This is a genomic window from Pseudoalteromonas distincta, from assembly GCF_000814675.1.
Classification (GTDB): domain Bacteria; phylum Pseudomonadota; class Gammaproteobacteria; order Enterobacterales; family Alteromonadaceae; genus Pseudoalteromonas; species Pseudoalteromonas distincta.
Window position 1 is genome coordinate 117,765 of record NZ_JWIG01000009.1, and the last position, 17,855, is coordinate 135,619.

At 39.8% G+C, this 17,855-nt stretch carries 12 protein-coding genes; 3 read left to right on the top strand and 9 right to left on the bottom strand.

Going from position 1 to position 17,855, the window contains the following annotated elements:
- Positions 1-29: 29 nt before the first annotated feature.
- The 6 genes from QT16_RS06915 to QT16_RS06940 form a co-directional block, all read right to left on the bottom strand.
- Complete coding sequence (locus QT16_RS06915) at positions 30-1,343, bottom strand: sensor histidine kinase (protein ID WP_039487432.1); 1,314 nt, start codon at positions 1,341-1,343, stop codon at positions 30-32.
- A complete protein-coding gene (locus tag QT16_RS06920) occupies positions 1,343-2,674 on the bottom strand; it encodes a sigma-54-dependent transcriptional regulator (RefSeq protein WP_039487435.1) in 1,332 nt (443 codons plus the stop codon). The genes QT16_RS06915 and QT16_RS06920 overlap by 1 nt, the downstream gene beginning before the upstream one ends.
- A 71-nt stretch (positions 2,675-2,745) precedes the next feature.
- Entirely contained in the window at positions 2,746-3,954 is a 1,209-nt protein-coding gene (locus QT16_RS06925) for an ABC transporter permease (protein WP_039487439.1), read from the bottom strand.
- Positions 3,955-3,965: 11 nt separating this feature from the next.
- Complete coding sequence (locus QT16_RS06930; RefSeq protein WP_039487441.1) at positions 3,966-5,279, bottom strand: ABC transporter permease; 1,314 nt, start codon at positions 5,277-5,279, stop codon at positions 3,966-3,968.
- A gap of 3 nt (positions 5,280-5,282) precedes the next feature.
- Positions 5,283-5,993, bottom strand: coding sequence for an ABC transporter ATP-binding protein (locus tag QT16_RS06935; protein ID WP_024592687.1), 711 nt, complete (start codon positions 5,991-5,993; stop codon positions 5,283-5,285).
- Between the two features lie 42 nt (positions 5,994-6,035).
- Complete coding sequence (locus QT16_RS06940; protein ID WP_039487443.1) at positions 6,036-7,289, bottom strand: efflux RND transporter periplasmic adaptor subunit; 1,254 nt, start codon at positions 7,287-7,289, stop codon at positions 6,036-6,038.
- A gap of 699 nt (positions 7,290-7,988) precedes the next feature.
- On the opposite strand from QT16_RS06940, the gene gltB reads away from it, so the two are divergent.
- Both gltB and QT16_RS06950 read left to right on the top strand, forming a co-directional pair.
- Complete coding sequence (gene gltB, locus QT16_RS06945; protein ID WP_004335377.1) at positions 7,989-12,446, top strand: glutamate synthase large subunit; 4,458 nt, start codon at positions 7,989-7,991, stop codon at positions 12,444-12,446.
- A gap of 9 nt (positions 12,447-12,455) precedes the next feature.
- Positions 12,456-13,871 carry a glutamate synthase small subunit GltD family protein gene (locus QT16_RS06950; protein ID WP_039487447.1) on the top strand — a complete coding sequence of 472 codons (1,416 nt, stop codon included), beginning with the start codon at positions 12,456-12,458 and terminating at the stop codon, positions 13,869-13,871.
- 60 nt (positions 13,872-13,931) lie between these two features.
- On the opposite strand, the gene QT16_RS06955 is transcribed toward QT16_RS06950, so the two are convergent.
- A complete protein-coding gene (locus QT16_RS06955) occupies positions 13,932-14,468 on the bottom strand; it encodes a hypothetical protein (protein WP_039487450.1) in 537 nt (178 codons plus the stop codon).
- 266 nt (positions 14,469-14,734) lie between these two features.
- Here QT16_RS06955 and QT16_RS06960 point away from each other — a divergent pair, with 266 nt between their 5' ends.
- Positions 14,735-15,757 (top strand): GGDEF domain-containing protein, encoded by a 1,023-nt coding sequence (locus QT16_RS06960; protein ID WP_238719427.1) that lies wholly within the window; start codon positions 14,735-14,737, stop codon positions 15,755-15,757.
- 13 nt (positions 15,758-15,770) lie between these two features.
- Here QT16_RS06960 and QT16_RS06965 read toward each other — a convergent pair whose 3' ends face one another.
- Both QT16_RS06965 and recN read right to left on the bottom strand, forming a co-directional pair.
- Complete coding sequence (locus QT16_RS06965; protein WP_039487453.1) at positions 15,771-16,094, bottom strand: hypothetical protein; 324 nt, start codon at positions 16,092-16,094, stop codon at positions 15,771-15,773.
- 32 nt (positions 16,095-16,126) lie between these two features.
- Positions 16,127-17,800 (bottom strand): DNA repair protein RecN, encoded by a 1,674-nt coding sequence (recN, locus tag QT16_RS06970; protein WP_039487455.1) that lies wholly within the window; start codon positions 17,798-17,800, stop codon positions 16,127-16,129.
- Positions 17,801-17,855 lie beyond the last annotated feature (55 nt).

Sequence of the window (17,855 nt, forward strand, 5' to 3'; positions counted from 1 at the left end):
TGGCTTTGTTGTTTTTAATTTGTGTGAATTTATGAATAAGGAAGGCTCACTTGTACGTTTAAGCCGCCCTCTATTTTGTTATGTAAACTTATATGCCCCTGGTGCGCTTCTGCTATTTCTCTGCATAAGGCTAGCCCTAAACCACTCCCCGTACTTTTTGTTGAATAAAAGGGCACTAAAGCATTTGCCATTACTTGCTCGCTCATTCCTTTGCCGCAGTCGCTTACATTTATAACACATGCTTGGGGTACAAACTCGACCTGAATATGTATTTCATTGGCGTTGGAGCCTGACTCGTGTGAATTTTTTAATAGGTTTATCAGCAGCTGCTCGAGTTGTGTTTGATCAGCTTGTAATTCATTGTGTGAATTTTTTATTTCGTAGCTAAATTGCCAGTGATTTTTTAAATTATTGAGGGTGTTTTGCCAGTTAACCCGCGTTTTTTGTGGCTGAGGTAATTTAGCAAACTTGCCATAGCCTTGTACAAATTCAGTTAAGTGACTAATTCGCTCATCAATAGTTGCAAATACACGGGCAAGGCGAGGCTCATCAACTTTATTTGCGAGCAATTGTGCGCTGTGTAGCATGGATGACATAGGGCCGAGTGAATTATTTAATTCGTGGCTAATAATGCGTATTACTTTTTTCCACACCGCAACTTCTTGGCGACTAAGTTCACGGGTTAACTGTTTAAATATATATAAATGATGCTTTTGATTATTAAGTAAAAACTCCCCAGTGGCTAAATGCCAAGTTTGCGAGTCTTGATTCTCTATTTCTATATTAAAGAGGCCATCAATACCGTGCTCTATAGCTGCTACTAATTGCAGAGGCGAATTTTCGAGCAATTTACTTAGCTGCATACCTTCAAGGCGAGTTGCGCTATTAAATAAACTACGGCTAATTAAATTACTAAATACCACCGTATTATTATCATTGACCAGCAATAACGCTTGCGGCGAGCTTTGCAATACTTTATCAAGCATTAACTCGCGCTGGTAAATCCATTGTTTTTCTTGGCGAAGCTGTTTTGCGGTTTGATTATAAAGTTGGCATAGTTTTCCAAGTTCATCATTACTTTTATACGCAAGCAAACTGGAGAGCTCACCATCTTTAAAATTAAGTAATCCGGTTTCAAGTGATTGCATGCCAAGCTTTATTGGCTTGGAGAGAGCTCTTGAAAGCAGGGTGCTAAATGTAAGCGTTAGTAATATTAAAAACAGGGTGTAATAAATATCAAAGCCACTTAGCGCGGCAATAATAACAACAGGCAGCGCGCTACAAAACCCGCAAATTAATACAACCTTTTGGCTTAGGGTAAAGTTGCTAATAATGTTTAGCATTAATAATCAATACCCATTTTTTGTAACCGCCTGTAAAGTGCTTGTCGGCTTAAACCAAATTCACGGGCCACTTTGGCTATAACACCTTGATGAGCGCGCATTGCGTGTTCTATTTCTTGTTTGGTCGGCTCTGCTTTTGCTTCTTGTTGAGCAGTAACCGGTGACGAAAGTACAAAGTCATCGACTGTAAGCGCACCTGTAGGTTTTAGTACCGCTACGCGTTTACAAGCGTTTTCTAGCTCTCGAACGTTACCCGGCCATTTGTAATGTTGAAGTGCTTGCTCTGTGTTTATAGTCAGCTCTCGGTGAGGTAAAAAATGGCTAATAAGTGCTAAAACATCATCTTGTCTTTCGCACAGGGCAGGCACATTGAGCTCAATTACATTAAGGCGATAATATAAGTCTTCCCTAAATCTACCTTGTTGAATTGCTTGTAGTAAGTTTTCGTTAGTGGCCGATATAACCCGCACATCTACTTTTCGTGTTTTTGTTGAGCCTAAACGTTCAAACTCGCCGGTTTGTAGTACGCGTAGTAATTTTATTTGTCCTGAAAGTGGTAAATTACCAATTTCATCTAAAAATAACGTACCGCCATCAGCTGCTTCAAATCGACCAATACGTTGTTTGGTTATCCCCGTATATGCACCGGCTTCAGCGCCAAAAAGCTCGGCCTCTATAAGTTCTTGCGGTAGTGCGCCTGCGTTTACCTTAATAAAAGGTTGCGATACAAGTGGGGAGTTTTTTTGAATGATATGCGCAATGCACTCTTTACCACTCCCATTAGGGCCTGTAATTAATGCAGATATATCAGATTTAGCTACTTGTAGCGCCATAGTGACCAGTCGTTCCATAGCCGTGCTTTTAAATATTAGCCCGGCAAGGTCTGCGCTTTTAAATGTACCTTCACGCTCTTGTTGATGGCGATTATGTGTAGCAACTATTTTTTTAGCACTGCCTAGCTCTATTAAGTTAGCGATACAAACTAGTAGTTTTGCATCATCCCAGGGTTTTGGTAAGTAATCAGCAGCACCGGCTTTTACAAGCTCAATGGCGGTGGCAAGTTCGGTCCAGGCTGTAATAAGTATAATAGGGAGGTGTGGGTTTATTTCTCGTAGTTCATAAAACAAGGCTTTACCTTCTTCACCAGAGGTGGTGTCACTGGTAAAGTTCATGTCTTGAATTACAAGCTCAATTCGCTGATAGCGAACTATTTGCAGAGCATCAAACGGATTTGTTGCAGTGACTACCGAAAAGTCGTGGATCTCGAGCAACAATGAAAGTGCGTCGAGTACTGCTTGGTTATCATCAACAATGAGTATTTTATGAGTCATAGGTTATTTTTATAATTTTTTAATGGCTACACTGCCTTACTAAGCAGTGTAGCATAGTGATTTACATATTATTAAATAGTGCGAGTTGCGATACTGGGCGAAATATTAGCAGCGCGTTTAGCCGGCGCTAATACCGCAAGTAAGCTCATTAAAAATACGGCAATGGCGGTAACGGCTATATAACTTGGCGGTAGTGCAGCTACAGAAAAATACTGCATTAACATTTTCCCAAGCAGTATTGCTGTTACTACACCTAAGGCTAAACCTAGGCTACAAATTAATGCATTTTCTACTAAAAAGTAGCTAACAATAGCTGACTTTCTTGCGCCAAGTGCTCTGCGTGTACCAATTTGCTTAGTACGTTTGCTAATATTAAATAAGGTTAAGCCAAAAATACCGAGAGCGGTTATAAGCACTAAAATAGTGATTAATACTATGAGCATGCGCATCATAAGGCGATCTTGAGCGGTATACTCATTTTTTAATTCATCAAGCCCTTTAATGTTGTTAATAACGCGTTTGCTGTAATTTTCGAGCATAGCATTTTCTATTTCTTTCATCACAGCTGCTCGCTGACCAGGCTTAGTACGAACGGCAACTTGTGCATAACTTGCTGCTTTAATATAAGGAATAAACGCAAGATTATCGGGTTTACTGTCTTTGAGCCACGGGCCTTTCATTTTTCCGATCACGCCAATAATTTTAAGCGGTAGGTCGCCAAAATAAACTATTTTCCCTAAACCATCTCCATCAGGGTAGAGCTCATCAAGTAAGGCTTTAGTGACTATAGTGACGTTGGTGCGCTTTTGTGTAATTTCGTTTGTAACGAGCACTTCATCTTCGGTAAAGTTTCGCCCTGCAATTAAGTTAACGCCGTAGGTATTAATTGCGTGGTCATCTATAAAAAAATAAGCGGTCCTGACACTTAGGCCTTCTTGTGGAGCAGGTTTTAAATTAAAGCTCGAAGCGCTGCCACCCCCTGATAGCGGAATACTACTGCTTAATGCGGCATCAACTACGCCTGGCATTTTTCTAAGCATGCTTTCATCAAGCTCAAACTGCTGGCTTAAGTTAATATCAGTACCAAAGGTCATTACATTAAACTTAAATATATCTTGCTCAGGGTAGCCCGTTTCTTGGTTTAAATAGCTAATTCTATCTTGAATAATAAATGCAGCATTACTGACTATAGCTGTGGTAATTGCAATTTGAATTAGTAGTAATACAGCGCCCACCTTTGAGCGGCATAAGGCGTTAAATATAGGTTTTATTTCTAACATTGTGACATTCCTTATTGGCTCTTAAGATAAATAGCAGGATTGGTTTTACACACTAACCAAGCTGGGTACAAACCAGCTAAAATGCAGGTTGTAATTGCAATCAATGGGGCGCTCAATAGCATGGTTAAATCCATTGTCGCTAAGTTTTCATAGTAGTCGTAGCTTTGCCCTACGCCCATTAAACCAAGTTGTGCTAGTACAATTCCTAGCATGCCACCTATAAAGCCAAGCATGGCGACCTCAACTAAGTGCTGTAAAAATATTTGCCTTTTACTAGCACCTAATGCGCGTCTTACACCTACTTCTGGCGCTCTGCGTAAAAACTTAGCTAAAAGTAAACCTAAAATATTGGCTAAGCAGACACCTAAGAACATAAAGCTCAGGCCCACTAAAATTTTATTGTCTTCGGTGACGACGTTGTTGTATTGCATCCATTGGTTTACATCGCGAAGTTTATACTCAAGTTCTTTACGATTAAATCGACCACGTTTTTGTTGTTCTTGCATGTAGGCTAATAAGTAATTTTGATAGGCTTGTTTTTGTTCAAGCGTATTTAGCTCTGCCCAAAACTGGATCCATACTTGCTCAGATTGCAGTTTATCTGCAAAGGTTGGTGTGTTTTCGTGTTTCCATCCATTGCTATTGCCCCAACTTACGAGCTCTTTTGCCTTTATTAAGCTAAAGGGCATAAATAACTCTTCTACTTGATTAAATGCACCGTTATTTAAATCATAATATTTAATATTGAGAGGCCAATGGTTAATAACACCAACTACTTGATAGCTTGTATCATCTAAGTAAATCAGTTCTCCGACAGAGTTTTTTCCTGCAAATAGTTTATCGTTTATCTCTTGGGTAATAACAACGACAGGTGCGGCAGAGTCTTCTTGCTCTTTGCTCCAAGCCCCCCCGTATAAAAATGACAAATTAAACATGCTAAAAAAGTCAGGCGTTGTCATGCGAGCATTACCTATAAAAGGTTTTATTTTGTCGGAGTCTAGATAAACTGAAAAGCCGGTACGCATCATAGCCACTTTTTTCTCTGACGTGGGTGCGTTTAATAAGTTCTCAGCATCTTGATAGGTCAGTTGCAGTGGCATGTTATCTTCTGTCCACCACGTACTACCATCGTCCATTGTTTGTAATTGCACACTGTAAAGTTGGCTGCTTTTTTCTGGGATAGGATCGGCCGACATCATGTGATAAACACTAAGGCTGGTCATTGTTATGCCTATACCTATCGCAATGGCAAGTACCATTAAAAAGCTAACCAGTGGGGTGCGCTTGAAGCTGCGCCAACTTAAATCTAAATAATGAATAAACATTAGTTAAACCCCCGATGCTGTTTTTATAGTTTGCGCGCCCTGATAAAGCGTAAAGTCGGCAAGTTGTCCATCAACTACTTGAATATTACGCGGAGCACGGCGGGCTAATTCGCTATCATGCGTTACCATTACAATAGTGGCACCGTCGCGATTGATTTGTTCAAGTAACTCCATAACTTGGCGAGCCATTAGGCTGTCAAGGTTACCTGTTGGCTCATCGGCAAGTAAAAAACGAGGTTTACCAGCAAGCGCACGGGCTATTGCCACACGTTGTTGCTGGCCACCAGAGAGTTGTTGAGGTAAGTGTTTAGCGCGAGATGCTAAACCAACTTGTTCAAGGCATTGCTCAATTCGACGTTTTCGCTCATTTGCTTTAATCCCTCTGTAGCGAAGAGGAACTTCTATGTTTTCGTATAAATTTAAATCGGGGATCAAATTAAAGCCTTGGAATATAAAGCCAATTTTTTGATTACGTAAATCAGCACGTTGGTTATCGTTTAGGCTGCCAACATTAACGCCATCCAACAGGTATTCACCTTCGTTAAAAGGCTCGAGCATACCTGCAATATTTAAAAAGGTTGTTTTTCCTGAGCCGCTAGGACCGGTAACAGCAATAAATTCGCCTTCGTTTACTTGCAGGTTAAAGTCTCGAAGCGCATGGGTTTGTACCATTTCTGTTTGGTATACTTTACTTACATTGTTCATTTGTAACATGGTTGTTCCTAATTATTTTTAGCGTTGGTTGAGAACGTCTGTTTAATTTAATAAAATCGTATCGGCTTGCTTAAAGTCGCTGTAGCTTGAAATAATAATCTCATCGTTTTCTTTTAGTCCGCTCAAAAGCTCAACCGCATTAATGCTGGTGGCGCCTATTGTAATAGGTATGCGCTTTGCAATATTGCCTTCTACCTTATAAGCAAAAATTCCGCCTTGCTGCATAAAAGCGCCGCGTTTTACCTGCATTACACCTTCTCGGTTGTCGAGTAAAATACGTGCAGTTAAGCGTTGGTTTTGACGAATGTTGTTAGTAACACCTTTAAATCGGACGCGTGCTGTTACTTCACGATTATTAACTTCTGGTGATATGGCGGATAAATTCCCCATCACTGTTTCATTTCCTAACTTAAGCTCTACTTCCATACCGAGTCCTAATTCGTTCGCATAACTTTCAGGTACTTGAAGTTCCGCTTCGAAATTACTTAAGTCGACGAGTGTCATAAGAGGTTGGCTTTGCGTCACTGCGGCTTTTTGTTGCACAAGTAGGTTACCCACGATCCCAGTAACGGTAGCCTTAATAGATAGGTTGCTTACTTTTCTGATTAAATCATCAACAATAAGTTGTTGGCGGGTCACATCACTTTTAGCAGCTTGTAGTTCAAAAGCGAGCGTGTCTTTGGCAAGCAATACCTCTTGTTGTGCATGTTTATACGAGAGCTTTGCACGTGATAAATCATCTACTGCTTTTTCAAGATCAATTTGGCTAATTAAGTGCTTTTGTATTGATAACTGCGCGCGACGATTTTCGCGCTCAGCGGCGTTAAGCTCAACTTGTGCCATATCGAGTGTTTTATTTAAAGTGAGTGTTTGGCGTCTTGCTTGCAAATGTTGCCTTTGCTGCTCGCCTTGTAGTCGTTTAAGTACAGACTCCTGTTGCTTTAATTCGTTAGTTAACTCAGGGCTTTGCAGCAGGGCAAGTGTGTTGCCTTGCTTTACTGTATCGCCGGCCTTTACTTTTAAATCTATAAATCCACGTTCTGGACTGTAGATTTTAGGAGCATTAGCAGCAACAATTTTACCACTGGCGGCAATGTCTCGAATGAGCGCTTTAACGTGTACTTTGGCAACCTGTACTTTTGAGCGGCTAATAGAGCTTTTAGCGCTATGACTCGTTAAAAAAATATAAGCAACTGTTGAGACCACAATGAAAATAACCGCAGTGATTATCGCGTATTTTTTATAGCTTATAGGTGCCTTTACTTGTACGTCTTGTGCGCTGGTATCTTTAATCATTTAATTCCCCCCTACATTGCTTTTATGTATTTTTCGCACAGCAGTAATAAAGCTGCGGTGCAAATGGCGGCAATAGGAGAGAGCAAAAATAAGCTTAGAGTAAACATGGTAATTCCAATTAGCGATTATATGTAAAGCTATACGATTAATATGCCAACTATTATCGCATTGATATTAAAGTGCTTTTTATTTTTTGTTCTTTAAAATGATGTCCGCGGACAGTTTTTATGTCCGCATCGGACACCGCTTTAAATAAAAATTCACTATTAATGTACAAAAAAGGACATGAACTTTCATAACTATACTAATGAGCAGCAATAATCGGGGATGTTAAGCCATTAAAGTAATGAAATAGCATAAAACTATCTAAATGTTAACTGAATAGCGCCTCATGTGTTGAATACTTATTCACTTTTGTCTACCTTTACGTTTACGTAAGCTGCGGCTTTGAGCGCTTGTGTTTTTTACAATATGTTAAACTTGACACCAGTGTCATGAAAAAATAGTGGTTAAAATAACGCTAAATGTTAAAAATAATGATAAAAAGAAATCTTGCTATGAAGTGAGAAATATTCAAGAATGTGAATATGTATTCAAAGTGCTATTGACTCTATTTAAGATAGAGGCTAGTTTTGTCCGTCTGTTAGCAAATCGTCGAGCAGTTCATCCACGCTAACAGTGCAGCAAGGGGAGGGGTCTATGTTATACGACTCAAAGTTAGAAAAAGAAAATTGTGGCTTTGGCTTAATAGCCCAAGTTAATGGTCAAGCTAGTCATAGGCTTATTCGTACTGCTATTACGGGGCTTGATCGCATGCAGCACCGTGGCGGTATATCTGCCGATGGTAAAACAGGTGATGGCTGTGGTTTATTATTACAAAAACCAGATAGCTTTTTCCGTGCAATTGCCAGTGAACATAATTGGCACTTAGGCAAAAACTACGCAGTGGGTATGATATTTTTAAATTCAGACCCTGTTTTAGCACAAGCTGCAAAACAAATACTTAGCGAAGAATTAGAAAAAGAAACGCTAAATATTTTAGGTTGGCGTGTTGTACCAACCGACCCATCTATGTTGGGTCCTATTGCTGTACAGCAATTACCAGGTTTTGAACAAATTTTTGTTAGCGCGCCAGAAGGTTGGCGTTCTAAAGACTTAGAGCGTCGCTTATATGTAGCACGCCGCCGCGCTGAAAAGCGCATTGTTGATGATGAAGCTTTCTATATCGCAAGTTTATCTGGTTTGGTAACTATCTATAAAGGCTTAATGATGCCTGCGGATTTACCTAATTTTTACCTAGATTTAGCTGATATTCGTATGACGAGTGCGATTTGTGTTTTCCATCAGCGCTTTTCTACTAATACTCAGCCGCGTTGGCCTTTAGCTCAACCTTTCCGCTATTTAGCACACAATGGTGAAATTAATACTATTGAAGGTAACCGCCAGTGGGCACGCGCACGTTCTTATAAGTTTGCGTCACCGCTTATTCCTGACTTACAAAGCGCAGCGCCGTTTGTAAACGAAACCGGTTCTGATTCATCAAGCCTAGATAATATGCTTGAGCTATTTTTAGCTGGCGGCATGGATTTATTCCGCGCTATGCGTATGCTCGTTCCGCCTGCATGGCAGAAAAACCGTGCAATGGACGACGATTTACGTGCATTTTACGACTTTAACTCTATGCATATGGAACCATGGGATGGCCCGGCAGGTATTGTTATGTCGGATGGTCGTTTTGCGGCGTGTAACCTTGACCGTAATGGACTTCGCCCAGCACGTTATGTAATTACACAAGATGGTTTTATTACGCTTGCATCAGAAGTGGGTATTTGGGATTACACTGCCGATGAAGTGGTTGAAAAAGGCCGTGTTGGTCCAGGTGAATTATTAGTTATTGATACTAAACTTGGCAAAATCTGGCACTCGGATGAAATCGATCAGGATTTAAAATCTCGCCATCCTTACAAGTCATGGCTTGAAGAAAACGTTAAACGTTTAGTTCCATTTGAAGAACTTACTGAGCAAGACGCCGGTAATCGCTCATTTGATGACGAAACGCTAGCTAAATATCAAAAAATGTTTGGTTATACCAACGAAGAGCTTGATAGCGTTATTCGTGTAATGGGTGAAAACGGCCAAGAAGCGACAGGCTCAATGGGTGATGACACGCCATTTGCTGTGCTTAGTGAAGGGCATCGTTCACTTTATGATTACTTCCGCCAAAAATTTGCGCAAGTAACAAATCCACCTATCGATCCACTACGTGAAAACCATGTAATGTCGCTTGCAACATGTATTGGTAGTGAGCAAAACGTATTTAACGAAACAACGGGCCACGCTAAGCGCCTACAGTTTGATACACCAATTTTAATGTACGCAGACATGCAGCAGCTATTAAATGCTGATGAAGCGCACTACAGCTACTGTAAAATTGATATTACCTATACAGTTGAAGAGGGTTTAGAAAACGCGGTTACGCGTATTTGTGACCAAGCACAAGAAAAAGCAGCTGCGGGCTGTATCATGCTTATTTTAACTGACCGTAACTTTGATGAAATAAATTTACCAATTCCAGCAGCTATGGCTGTAGGTGCGGTACAAAAACGCTTAGTTGATAACAACTTGCGCTGTGAATCAAATATTATCATTGAAACTGGCAGCGTGCGAGATGCGCACCAATTTGCTGTGCTATTAGGTTTTGGTGCTACGGCAATTTATCCATACCTGGCGTATGAATCGTTAGTTGCGATGAGCGACAGCAAAATTATTGATAAGTCGTATTGCGAAGTGACCCTTGCTTATCGTAAAGCCATTAATAAAGGCTTATACAAAATTATGTCTAAAATGGGCATAAGTACGGTTGCGTCTTATCGTTGTTCAATGTTGTTTGAAGCGGTGGGATTATCTGATGCGATTATTGAAATGTGTTTTAAAGGCGTTGCAAGTCGTATACAAGGTGCATGCTTTACCGACTTTGATGACGATCAGCAAAGTTTGCACAAACTTGCTTTAAGTAAGCGTAAATTATTAAGCCACGGTGGTTTATTTAAGTACGTACATGGCGGCGAGTATCATGCTTATAATCCAGATGTTATTCAAACCCTGCAAAAAGCGGTTCGATCAGGTGATTATAAAGACTACAGTGCGTACGCTGATTTAGTTAATAATCGTCCAATTGCGACTTTGCGCGATATGTTAGCGCTTAAATTACCTGAGCAAGGTATAAGCATTGATGAAGTAGAGTCTGCAGAAAACCTATACAAGCGTTTTGACTCAGCAGCAATGAGTATTGGTGCGTTATCACCAGAAGCGCATGAAGCGCTAGCAATTGCAATGAACCGCTTAGGTGGTTGTTCAAACTCTGGTGAAGGCGGTGAAGATAAACTGCGTTATGGAACAGAGAAAAACTCGCGTATTAAGCAAGTCGCTTCAGGTCGATTTGGTGTAACGCCTCATTACTTACGCAGTGCTGACGTTATTCAAATTAAAGTAGCGCAAGGTGCAAAACCAGGCGAAGGTGGACAATTACCAGGTGAAAAAGTAACGCCGTATATTGCTAAACTTCGTTATTCGGTACCAGGTGTTACGTTAATTTCGCCACCACCGCATCACGATATTTACTCAATTGAAGATTTAGCACAGCTAATTTTCGATTTAAAACAAGTAAACCCTAAAGCACTTATTTCTGTAAAACTTGTTTCAGAGCCAGGTGTGGGAACCATTGCAACAGGTGTTGCTAAAGCCTATGCCGATTTAATTACTATTTCTGGCTACGACGGCGGTACAGGCGCAAGCCCACTTACTTCTGTTAAATATGCGGGTAGCCCATGGGAGCTTGGACTTGCTGAAACACAGCAAGCACTAGTTGAAAATGGCCTTCGTCATCGCATTCGCCTGCAAACAGATGGTGGCTTAAAAACAGGTTTAGATATTATTAAAGCGGCAATTTTAGGTGCTGAAAGCTTTGGCTTTGGTACTGGTCCAATGGTTGCCCTTGGGTGTAAATACTTACGTATTTGTCACTTAAATAACTGTGCGACCGGTGTTGCAACACAAGACGAAACACTTCGTCAAAAGCATTATCACGGTTTACCAGAAATGGCGATGAACTACTTTAAGTTTATAGCGCAAGAAGCGCGTGAAATTATGGCTAGCCTAGGCGTTGCAAATTTAACTGATTTAATTGGCCGTTTAGATTTATTAGAAGAAATTGAAGGCAAAACTGCAAAGCAGAAGAAAATTGATTTATCGTCTGTTATTGCTCAGCCGAACAACCCAACTGGCGAAACGCTTTATTGTAGTGCGCCTAACAGTTCACATTACCTAGGTAAGTTAAACGAAAGTTTATTAGCTAAAGCGCAAGAGGCAATTGATACGTCAAGCGGTATCTCGCTTGTGAGTCGTATTTGTAATACTGACCGCTCTGTAGGTGCAATGCTTTCGGGTTATATTGCTGATAAACACGGTAATCAAGGTATGGCGGCAGACCCAGTAGCAATTGAATTACACGGTACTGCGGGTCAATCGTTTGGTGTATGGAATGCCGGTGGTCTTGAAATGACATTGGTTGGCGATGCTAACGATTACGTAGGTAAAGGCATGGCAGGCGGTAAGTTAGTTATTCGTCCACCACTTGGCTCATCTTTTGAAAGCCATAAAGCAACCATTGCCGGAAACACATGTTTGTACGGCGCTACAGGCGGAAAACTGTTTGCAGCGGGTTGTGCCGGTGAGCGCTTTGCAGTTCGTAACTCAGGTGTGCAAGCGGTTGTTGAAGGTGTAGGTGACAACGGTTGTGAATACATGACCGGTGGCGTTGTGTGTGTACTTGGTAATGTAGGTGTTAACTTTGGCGCGGGCATGACTGGTGGTTTTGCTTATATTTTAGATGAGCGAAATGATTTTGAAAAACGCATTAACCCAGAGCTTGTCGAAATAGTAACACTAGACGAACTAACGTCGCATCAAGAACATTTACGCGGCTTAATTGCTGAGCATCTAGAGCTTACGGGTTCGTGCAGAGCAGAAAGCATTTTAGCTAACTTTGAACTGTACTTACCGATGTTCAAATTAGTAAAACCAAAATCAAGCGACGTAAAAAGTTTACTCGGGCATCGCGCTCGTAGTAGTGCCGAACTACGTGTTCAGGCGCAATAAGGGGGCAGTATGAGCGAAAATGTATATCAATTTATAGACGTGCAGCGTGTAGACCCACGCAAAAAACCAATCTCGTCACGTAAAAAATCTTTCGTAGAAATTTACGAACCCTTTTCAGAGAATCAGGTTAACTCACAAGCTGATCGTTGTTTAGATTGTGGTAACCCGTATTGTGAGTGGAAGTGCCCAGTACATAACTACATTCCACAATGGTTAAAGTTAATACGCACAGGTCGTATTATAGAGGCAGCTGAGCTTTCTCATCGTACAAACAGTTTACCAGAAGTGTGTGGTCGCGTTTGCCCACAAGATCGCTTGTGTGAAGGCTCGTGTACATTAGATGAAGAGTTTGGTGCTGTAACAATTGGTAATATTGAGAAGTATATTACCGATGAGGCATTTAAAATGGGCTGGAAGCCTGATATGTCTTATGTAACATGGACCGACAAAAAAGTGGCTATTATTGGTGCGGGCCCAGCTGGTTTAGGGTGTGCTGATATTTTAGTTCGTAACGGCGTAAAACCAGTAGTGTTTGATCGTCACCCAGAAATTGGCGGACTACTCACGTTTGGTATTCCTTCTTTTAAACTTGAAAAAGAAGTGATGCAAAAGCGCCGTGAGATTTTCACTGAAATGGGCGTGGAGTTTAAGTTAAATGTTGAAGTAGGTGTTGATATTACGCTTGATCAAATTTTAGCAGATTACGACGCCGTATTTTTAGGAGTTGGTACGTATCAAAGTATGCGTGCAGGTCTTGAAAATGAAGATGCACCAGGTGTTCACGATGCACTCCCGTTCTTGATTGGTAACACTAACCGTGTAATGGGTTATGACGAGACTAAGCAGCCGTGTATTGATATGGCTAACCAAAAAGTAGTTGTACTTGGTGGTGGTGATACAGCGATGGACTGTGTGCGTACGTCTATTCGTCAAAATGCTGCAAAAGTAACGTGTGCTTATCGTCGTGATAAAGAAAATATGCCTGGTTCTAAACGTGAAGTTAAAAACGCCAAAGAAGAAGGCGTTATATTTACCTATAACGTTCAGCCTAAAGGCATTGTATTGAACGATAAAGGTAAAGTAACTGGCGTTAGAATGGTTAAAACTAAATTAGGCGAACCTGACGCAAATGGCAGAAGTCGTGCTGAAGAAGTACCTGGTTCAGAGCATGTGATAGAAGCTGACCAAGTTATTATGGCATTTGGTTTCCAGCCTCATAAAATGGTTTGGTTAGAAAAATACGATGTAGAAATAAACCACTGGGGCGGCATTAATGCTCCAGAACAAGGTGAATTTACACATCAAACAACGAACCCTAAAATATTTGCTGGTGGCGATATTGTGCGTGGTTCAGATTTAGTGGTAACCGCTATTTTTGAAGGACGTAATGCTGCAGAAGGTATTATGGATTACTTAAAAGTTTAATTGTTCGTATTAATAAAGTGATGTAAGAAGCAAGCCAACTGGCTTGCTTTTTTATTTGTTTTATTCGAATGTAATGTCAACGTAGTTAGTAACAAACGGTATTATATTAATATCACCTGTAGCATAGCTTTCTTTAGCGACACCTTCCGTTCTTACTTTCATATAGTAACTACCAGAAGGAACTACCTTGTCATAGTGGGTTGTTCTTGTTTCGAGCCAAATACGGTTGCTTTGCGCATCTATTAACCAGCCTTGAGGGCTAATCTCATACATATAAGCCTTACATTTTACTTCACCTACACGAGGATGCAGGCACTTATTTATAGCAACTCGAGTTTGTTTTTTTGGATTTTCAGCAGTACTAGCTAACGTTATTTGGCCATAATCTCTAGCTTCTTTTGTTGCTTTATACGCTAAAACTTTTGTTTGCGTCGTTGTATAAGCACTTTGATTTGAAGAGTTAATTGATTGGTTGCTAGAGCTAGATACACTATTTACAGCACCGTTAATACCATCTTTAACTGCGCGAGTTATATCATTACTTTTACAGCCACTCAGTACTATTAGTGCAGGAACAAGAAGAGCAAGTTTATTCATTTTTAATCCTTAACGTTATTGTTTTATCCTAGGCTTTATTTTTTTAAATAAAGCGTATTACATCATGGGATCATACATTACAATAACCGTATTCATCCCTGATAAAGGTAAATAATGACTAAAATATACGCTTTTATCAAGCCTAAATAACTAATCTTTGGAGTTGATTTAAATATAAAGTTGGTTCATTATCGCACGCTGTTTACGGTTTGCTTACTTTTTACATACAAGTAGGCTTTTATACATTAATAAAATAAATAGAAATTATGTACGAATATTCAAACAAATCGGAAAGGAAACTCATTGTTCGATTCTTCTCTTCAATAGGGTTTATAGCAACGTTTTCGATGGCTAGCTTAGCATTTATTAATAGCAGTTATTTATTAGCGTGTACCCTGGTTGTTTCTTCGTTTGTTTATTTATTGGCATTTAGCATAAGTAGGGGAGTAGAGAAGTCAGGCACTATAATTTTATACAACCTTTATGCACTAATGTTTTACCTAGTTCTCACTGGGGGAGCACAAGGAACAGGGCCTATATGGATATTCATAGTGTCTCCTGTTACTTATTCAATACGCGGACTTAAACGAGGTACATTTGATATAATTTTGTTTTTATTAGCGATTGTTTTAGGCTTTTACTGTGCTGATATATTCAACATATATGACTATAGTCCGGAACAGTTTCCTATAAGAATAATAATTGCTTTTATGATTGTCGCGTCGCTGAGTGGCTACTACGAGTGTTCAAGAGAAAAATACAGCAATAAAATAATTGCTTTGAGTCAAAAAAATGAATTTTTAGCAACTATAGATCCACTCACCAACCTGCCAAACCGTCGCTATACCATGAATAAGCTTGTGGCTTTTAAAAGTGAGCTGAAAGATAATAATACTCCTTTTGTAATTTTATTAGCTGATGTAGATAATTTTAAAAAAATTAATGATCAATTCGGCCATGATTTTGGCGATGAAGCACTTATTCAGTTAGCTAAAACCTTTGATAAAAGTATTCCAAAAAATGCGATTGCATCACGTTGGGGCGGAGAGGAGTTTTTGATTGTTATTCCAGATGCAATAGTTGAGCAGGGGGAGCAAGTTGCAGAAAAAATCCACAACGCCCTTAAAGCTTCAGTTGTGAGCTTATTTTCAGATAGTACCAATATTACGCTAAGTATTGGTGTTATCTCTGCAAGTGCCGAACGCTCAATTGATCTTGATATCAAGCGTGCTGATGAACTACTTTATAAAGCAAAAGCGCAAGGTAAAAACAGAACGTGTTCTTCTTAAAAGTTTATCTACTTTAATCCATTGAAAACGAATCAAGTGATGGCTTTATTTTAGCCTTCCTGCGCTTTACGCTCATGTAACACATTGCATTACAGGCAATCTGCATTGTAATTAATAGCCAATAACTGATGCCTAAGTCACTTAGGTTATTTATTTTTTCGCTAGTAAAGTAATAGGCTACGGCGATTATCTGAAGAACTAAAAAGCTATTTAAAAACCACAGTAAACGCTGTTTAAAGTAAGTATGCTTATATTTACTAAAAATAATTAAACAGCTGCTTAGCACTAATAAAAACCAACTTAAAATGATACAAAAATTAACTAAAGTACTGTGCATTATTTAATCCTTCAAAGCTCTATTAACCAATATTAGGCATGGGCCATTATTAGTTCTTTAGCATTCGCTTTAGCTGTTTTACTGATATTATCACCACCAAGTAAGCGAGCTATTTCATTAATACGACCATCTTTATTCAAAGGCAGCATATGAGTGAACGTTTCGCCTTGTGCTATTTCTTTAGCTACAAAAAATTGTTGGTGTGCGCTACTAGCAACTTGCGGTAAATGGGTAACACAAATCACTTGAGTAGACTTACCTAACTGGCGCAATAGTTTGCCTACGGCTGATGCTGTAGGGCCAGAAATACCTACATCAACTTCATCAAAAATAAGCGTTGGGGTTGTTACTTTTTGGGCAATAATTACCTGTATAGCAAGGCTAATTCGAGAAAGCTCACCACCTGAGGCTACTTTAGCTAACGGCTGAAGTGGCTGCCCCGGATTAGTTGATACTAAAAACGACACATTATCGTACCCTAAGCTATTAGGTGCGCGGCTACTCTCTTGAGTTAAAGCTATTTCAAATACACCGTTTTCCATCGATAAATTAGCCATGCTTTCACTTATTAGTGTGTTAAGTGTATTAGCATACTCATAGCGACTTTTACTTAGTTCATCGGCAGCTTGCTTATAACTAAGTAACGCACTTTCTATTTCTGACTCTAGTTGCTCTAGACGATTACTATTATTACTTATTGACTCAAGTTCCTGAGCAATCGATTGATGAAACTCAACTAGCTGCTGTGGTTTTATGTGATGCTTACGCGCTAAATCCATCGCACCGCTTAGTCTATTTTCTACTTCACCTAAACGAGCAGGATCTAAATCTGCTTGCTCAGTATAATTTCGAACTTCACGGCTTGCTTCTTCAACTTGTACTGCGGCTTCACTAAGAAGGGCTGCTACGCCAGCTAAGCTTTCGTCGTATTGAGCTAGCTCAGCGAATTGTTGGGCACTGTGCTGCAGCATTGAACAAGCATTTTGTTCATCACTTTCATATAAGTATTGTAATTCACGTTGGCACGATTCTAATATTGTTTGGCTATTACTAAGTTTGTAATGCTCGGCCTCAATTAAATCAAACTCACCCTCTTGTAAGGCAAACTCATCGAGCTCTGCTACTTGGTATTCTAACAATTGTTTTTGCGCTGCTTGTTGCTGCTGTTGTTGCTCTAAATGTTTAAATTCTTTTTGTAAGTTAGCAAACTGTTTATAGTTGTTATTTACATCATTTACTAAGTGGTGATGCCCTGCATAGGCATCTAATAGCTGTAACTGATGCTCAGCTTTTAATAAGTGTTGGTGGGCATGTTGTCCATGAATAGATATTAAATATTGACCAAGTTCTTTTAATTGTGATGCGGTAACGGCACTGCCATTAATATAGCTTTTACTGCGTCCATTTTTGCAAACAACACGACGCAATAAACATTCATTATCGTCGTTGTTTAGCATATGTTGCTCTAAAAACGATTGAGCTAGCGGTAAATCTGTTAAGTCAAATTGAGCGCATACTTCTGCTTTATCAGAGCTTGGGCGCACTGCTGATGCTTCAGCTCGTTCACCTAAACATAATGATAGCGCATCAATAGCAATAGATTTACCAGCACCTGTCTCGCCAGTGATCGCGGTCATACCGCTGCGCCATTCTGTGCTTAAATTACTAACAATTGCAAAATTTTTAACTTCTAAACCAATTAACATACTGTTTATCCATCCAGTCAATTAACTGTTAATTTATACAGTGTTTTGGTTTTTT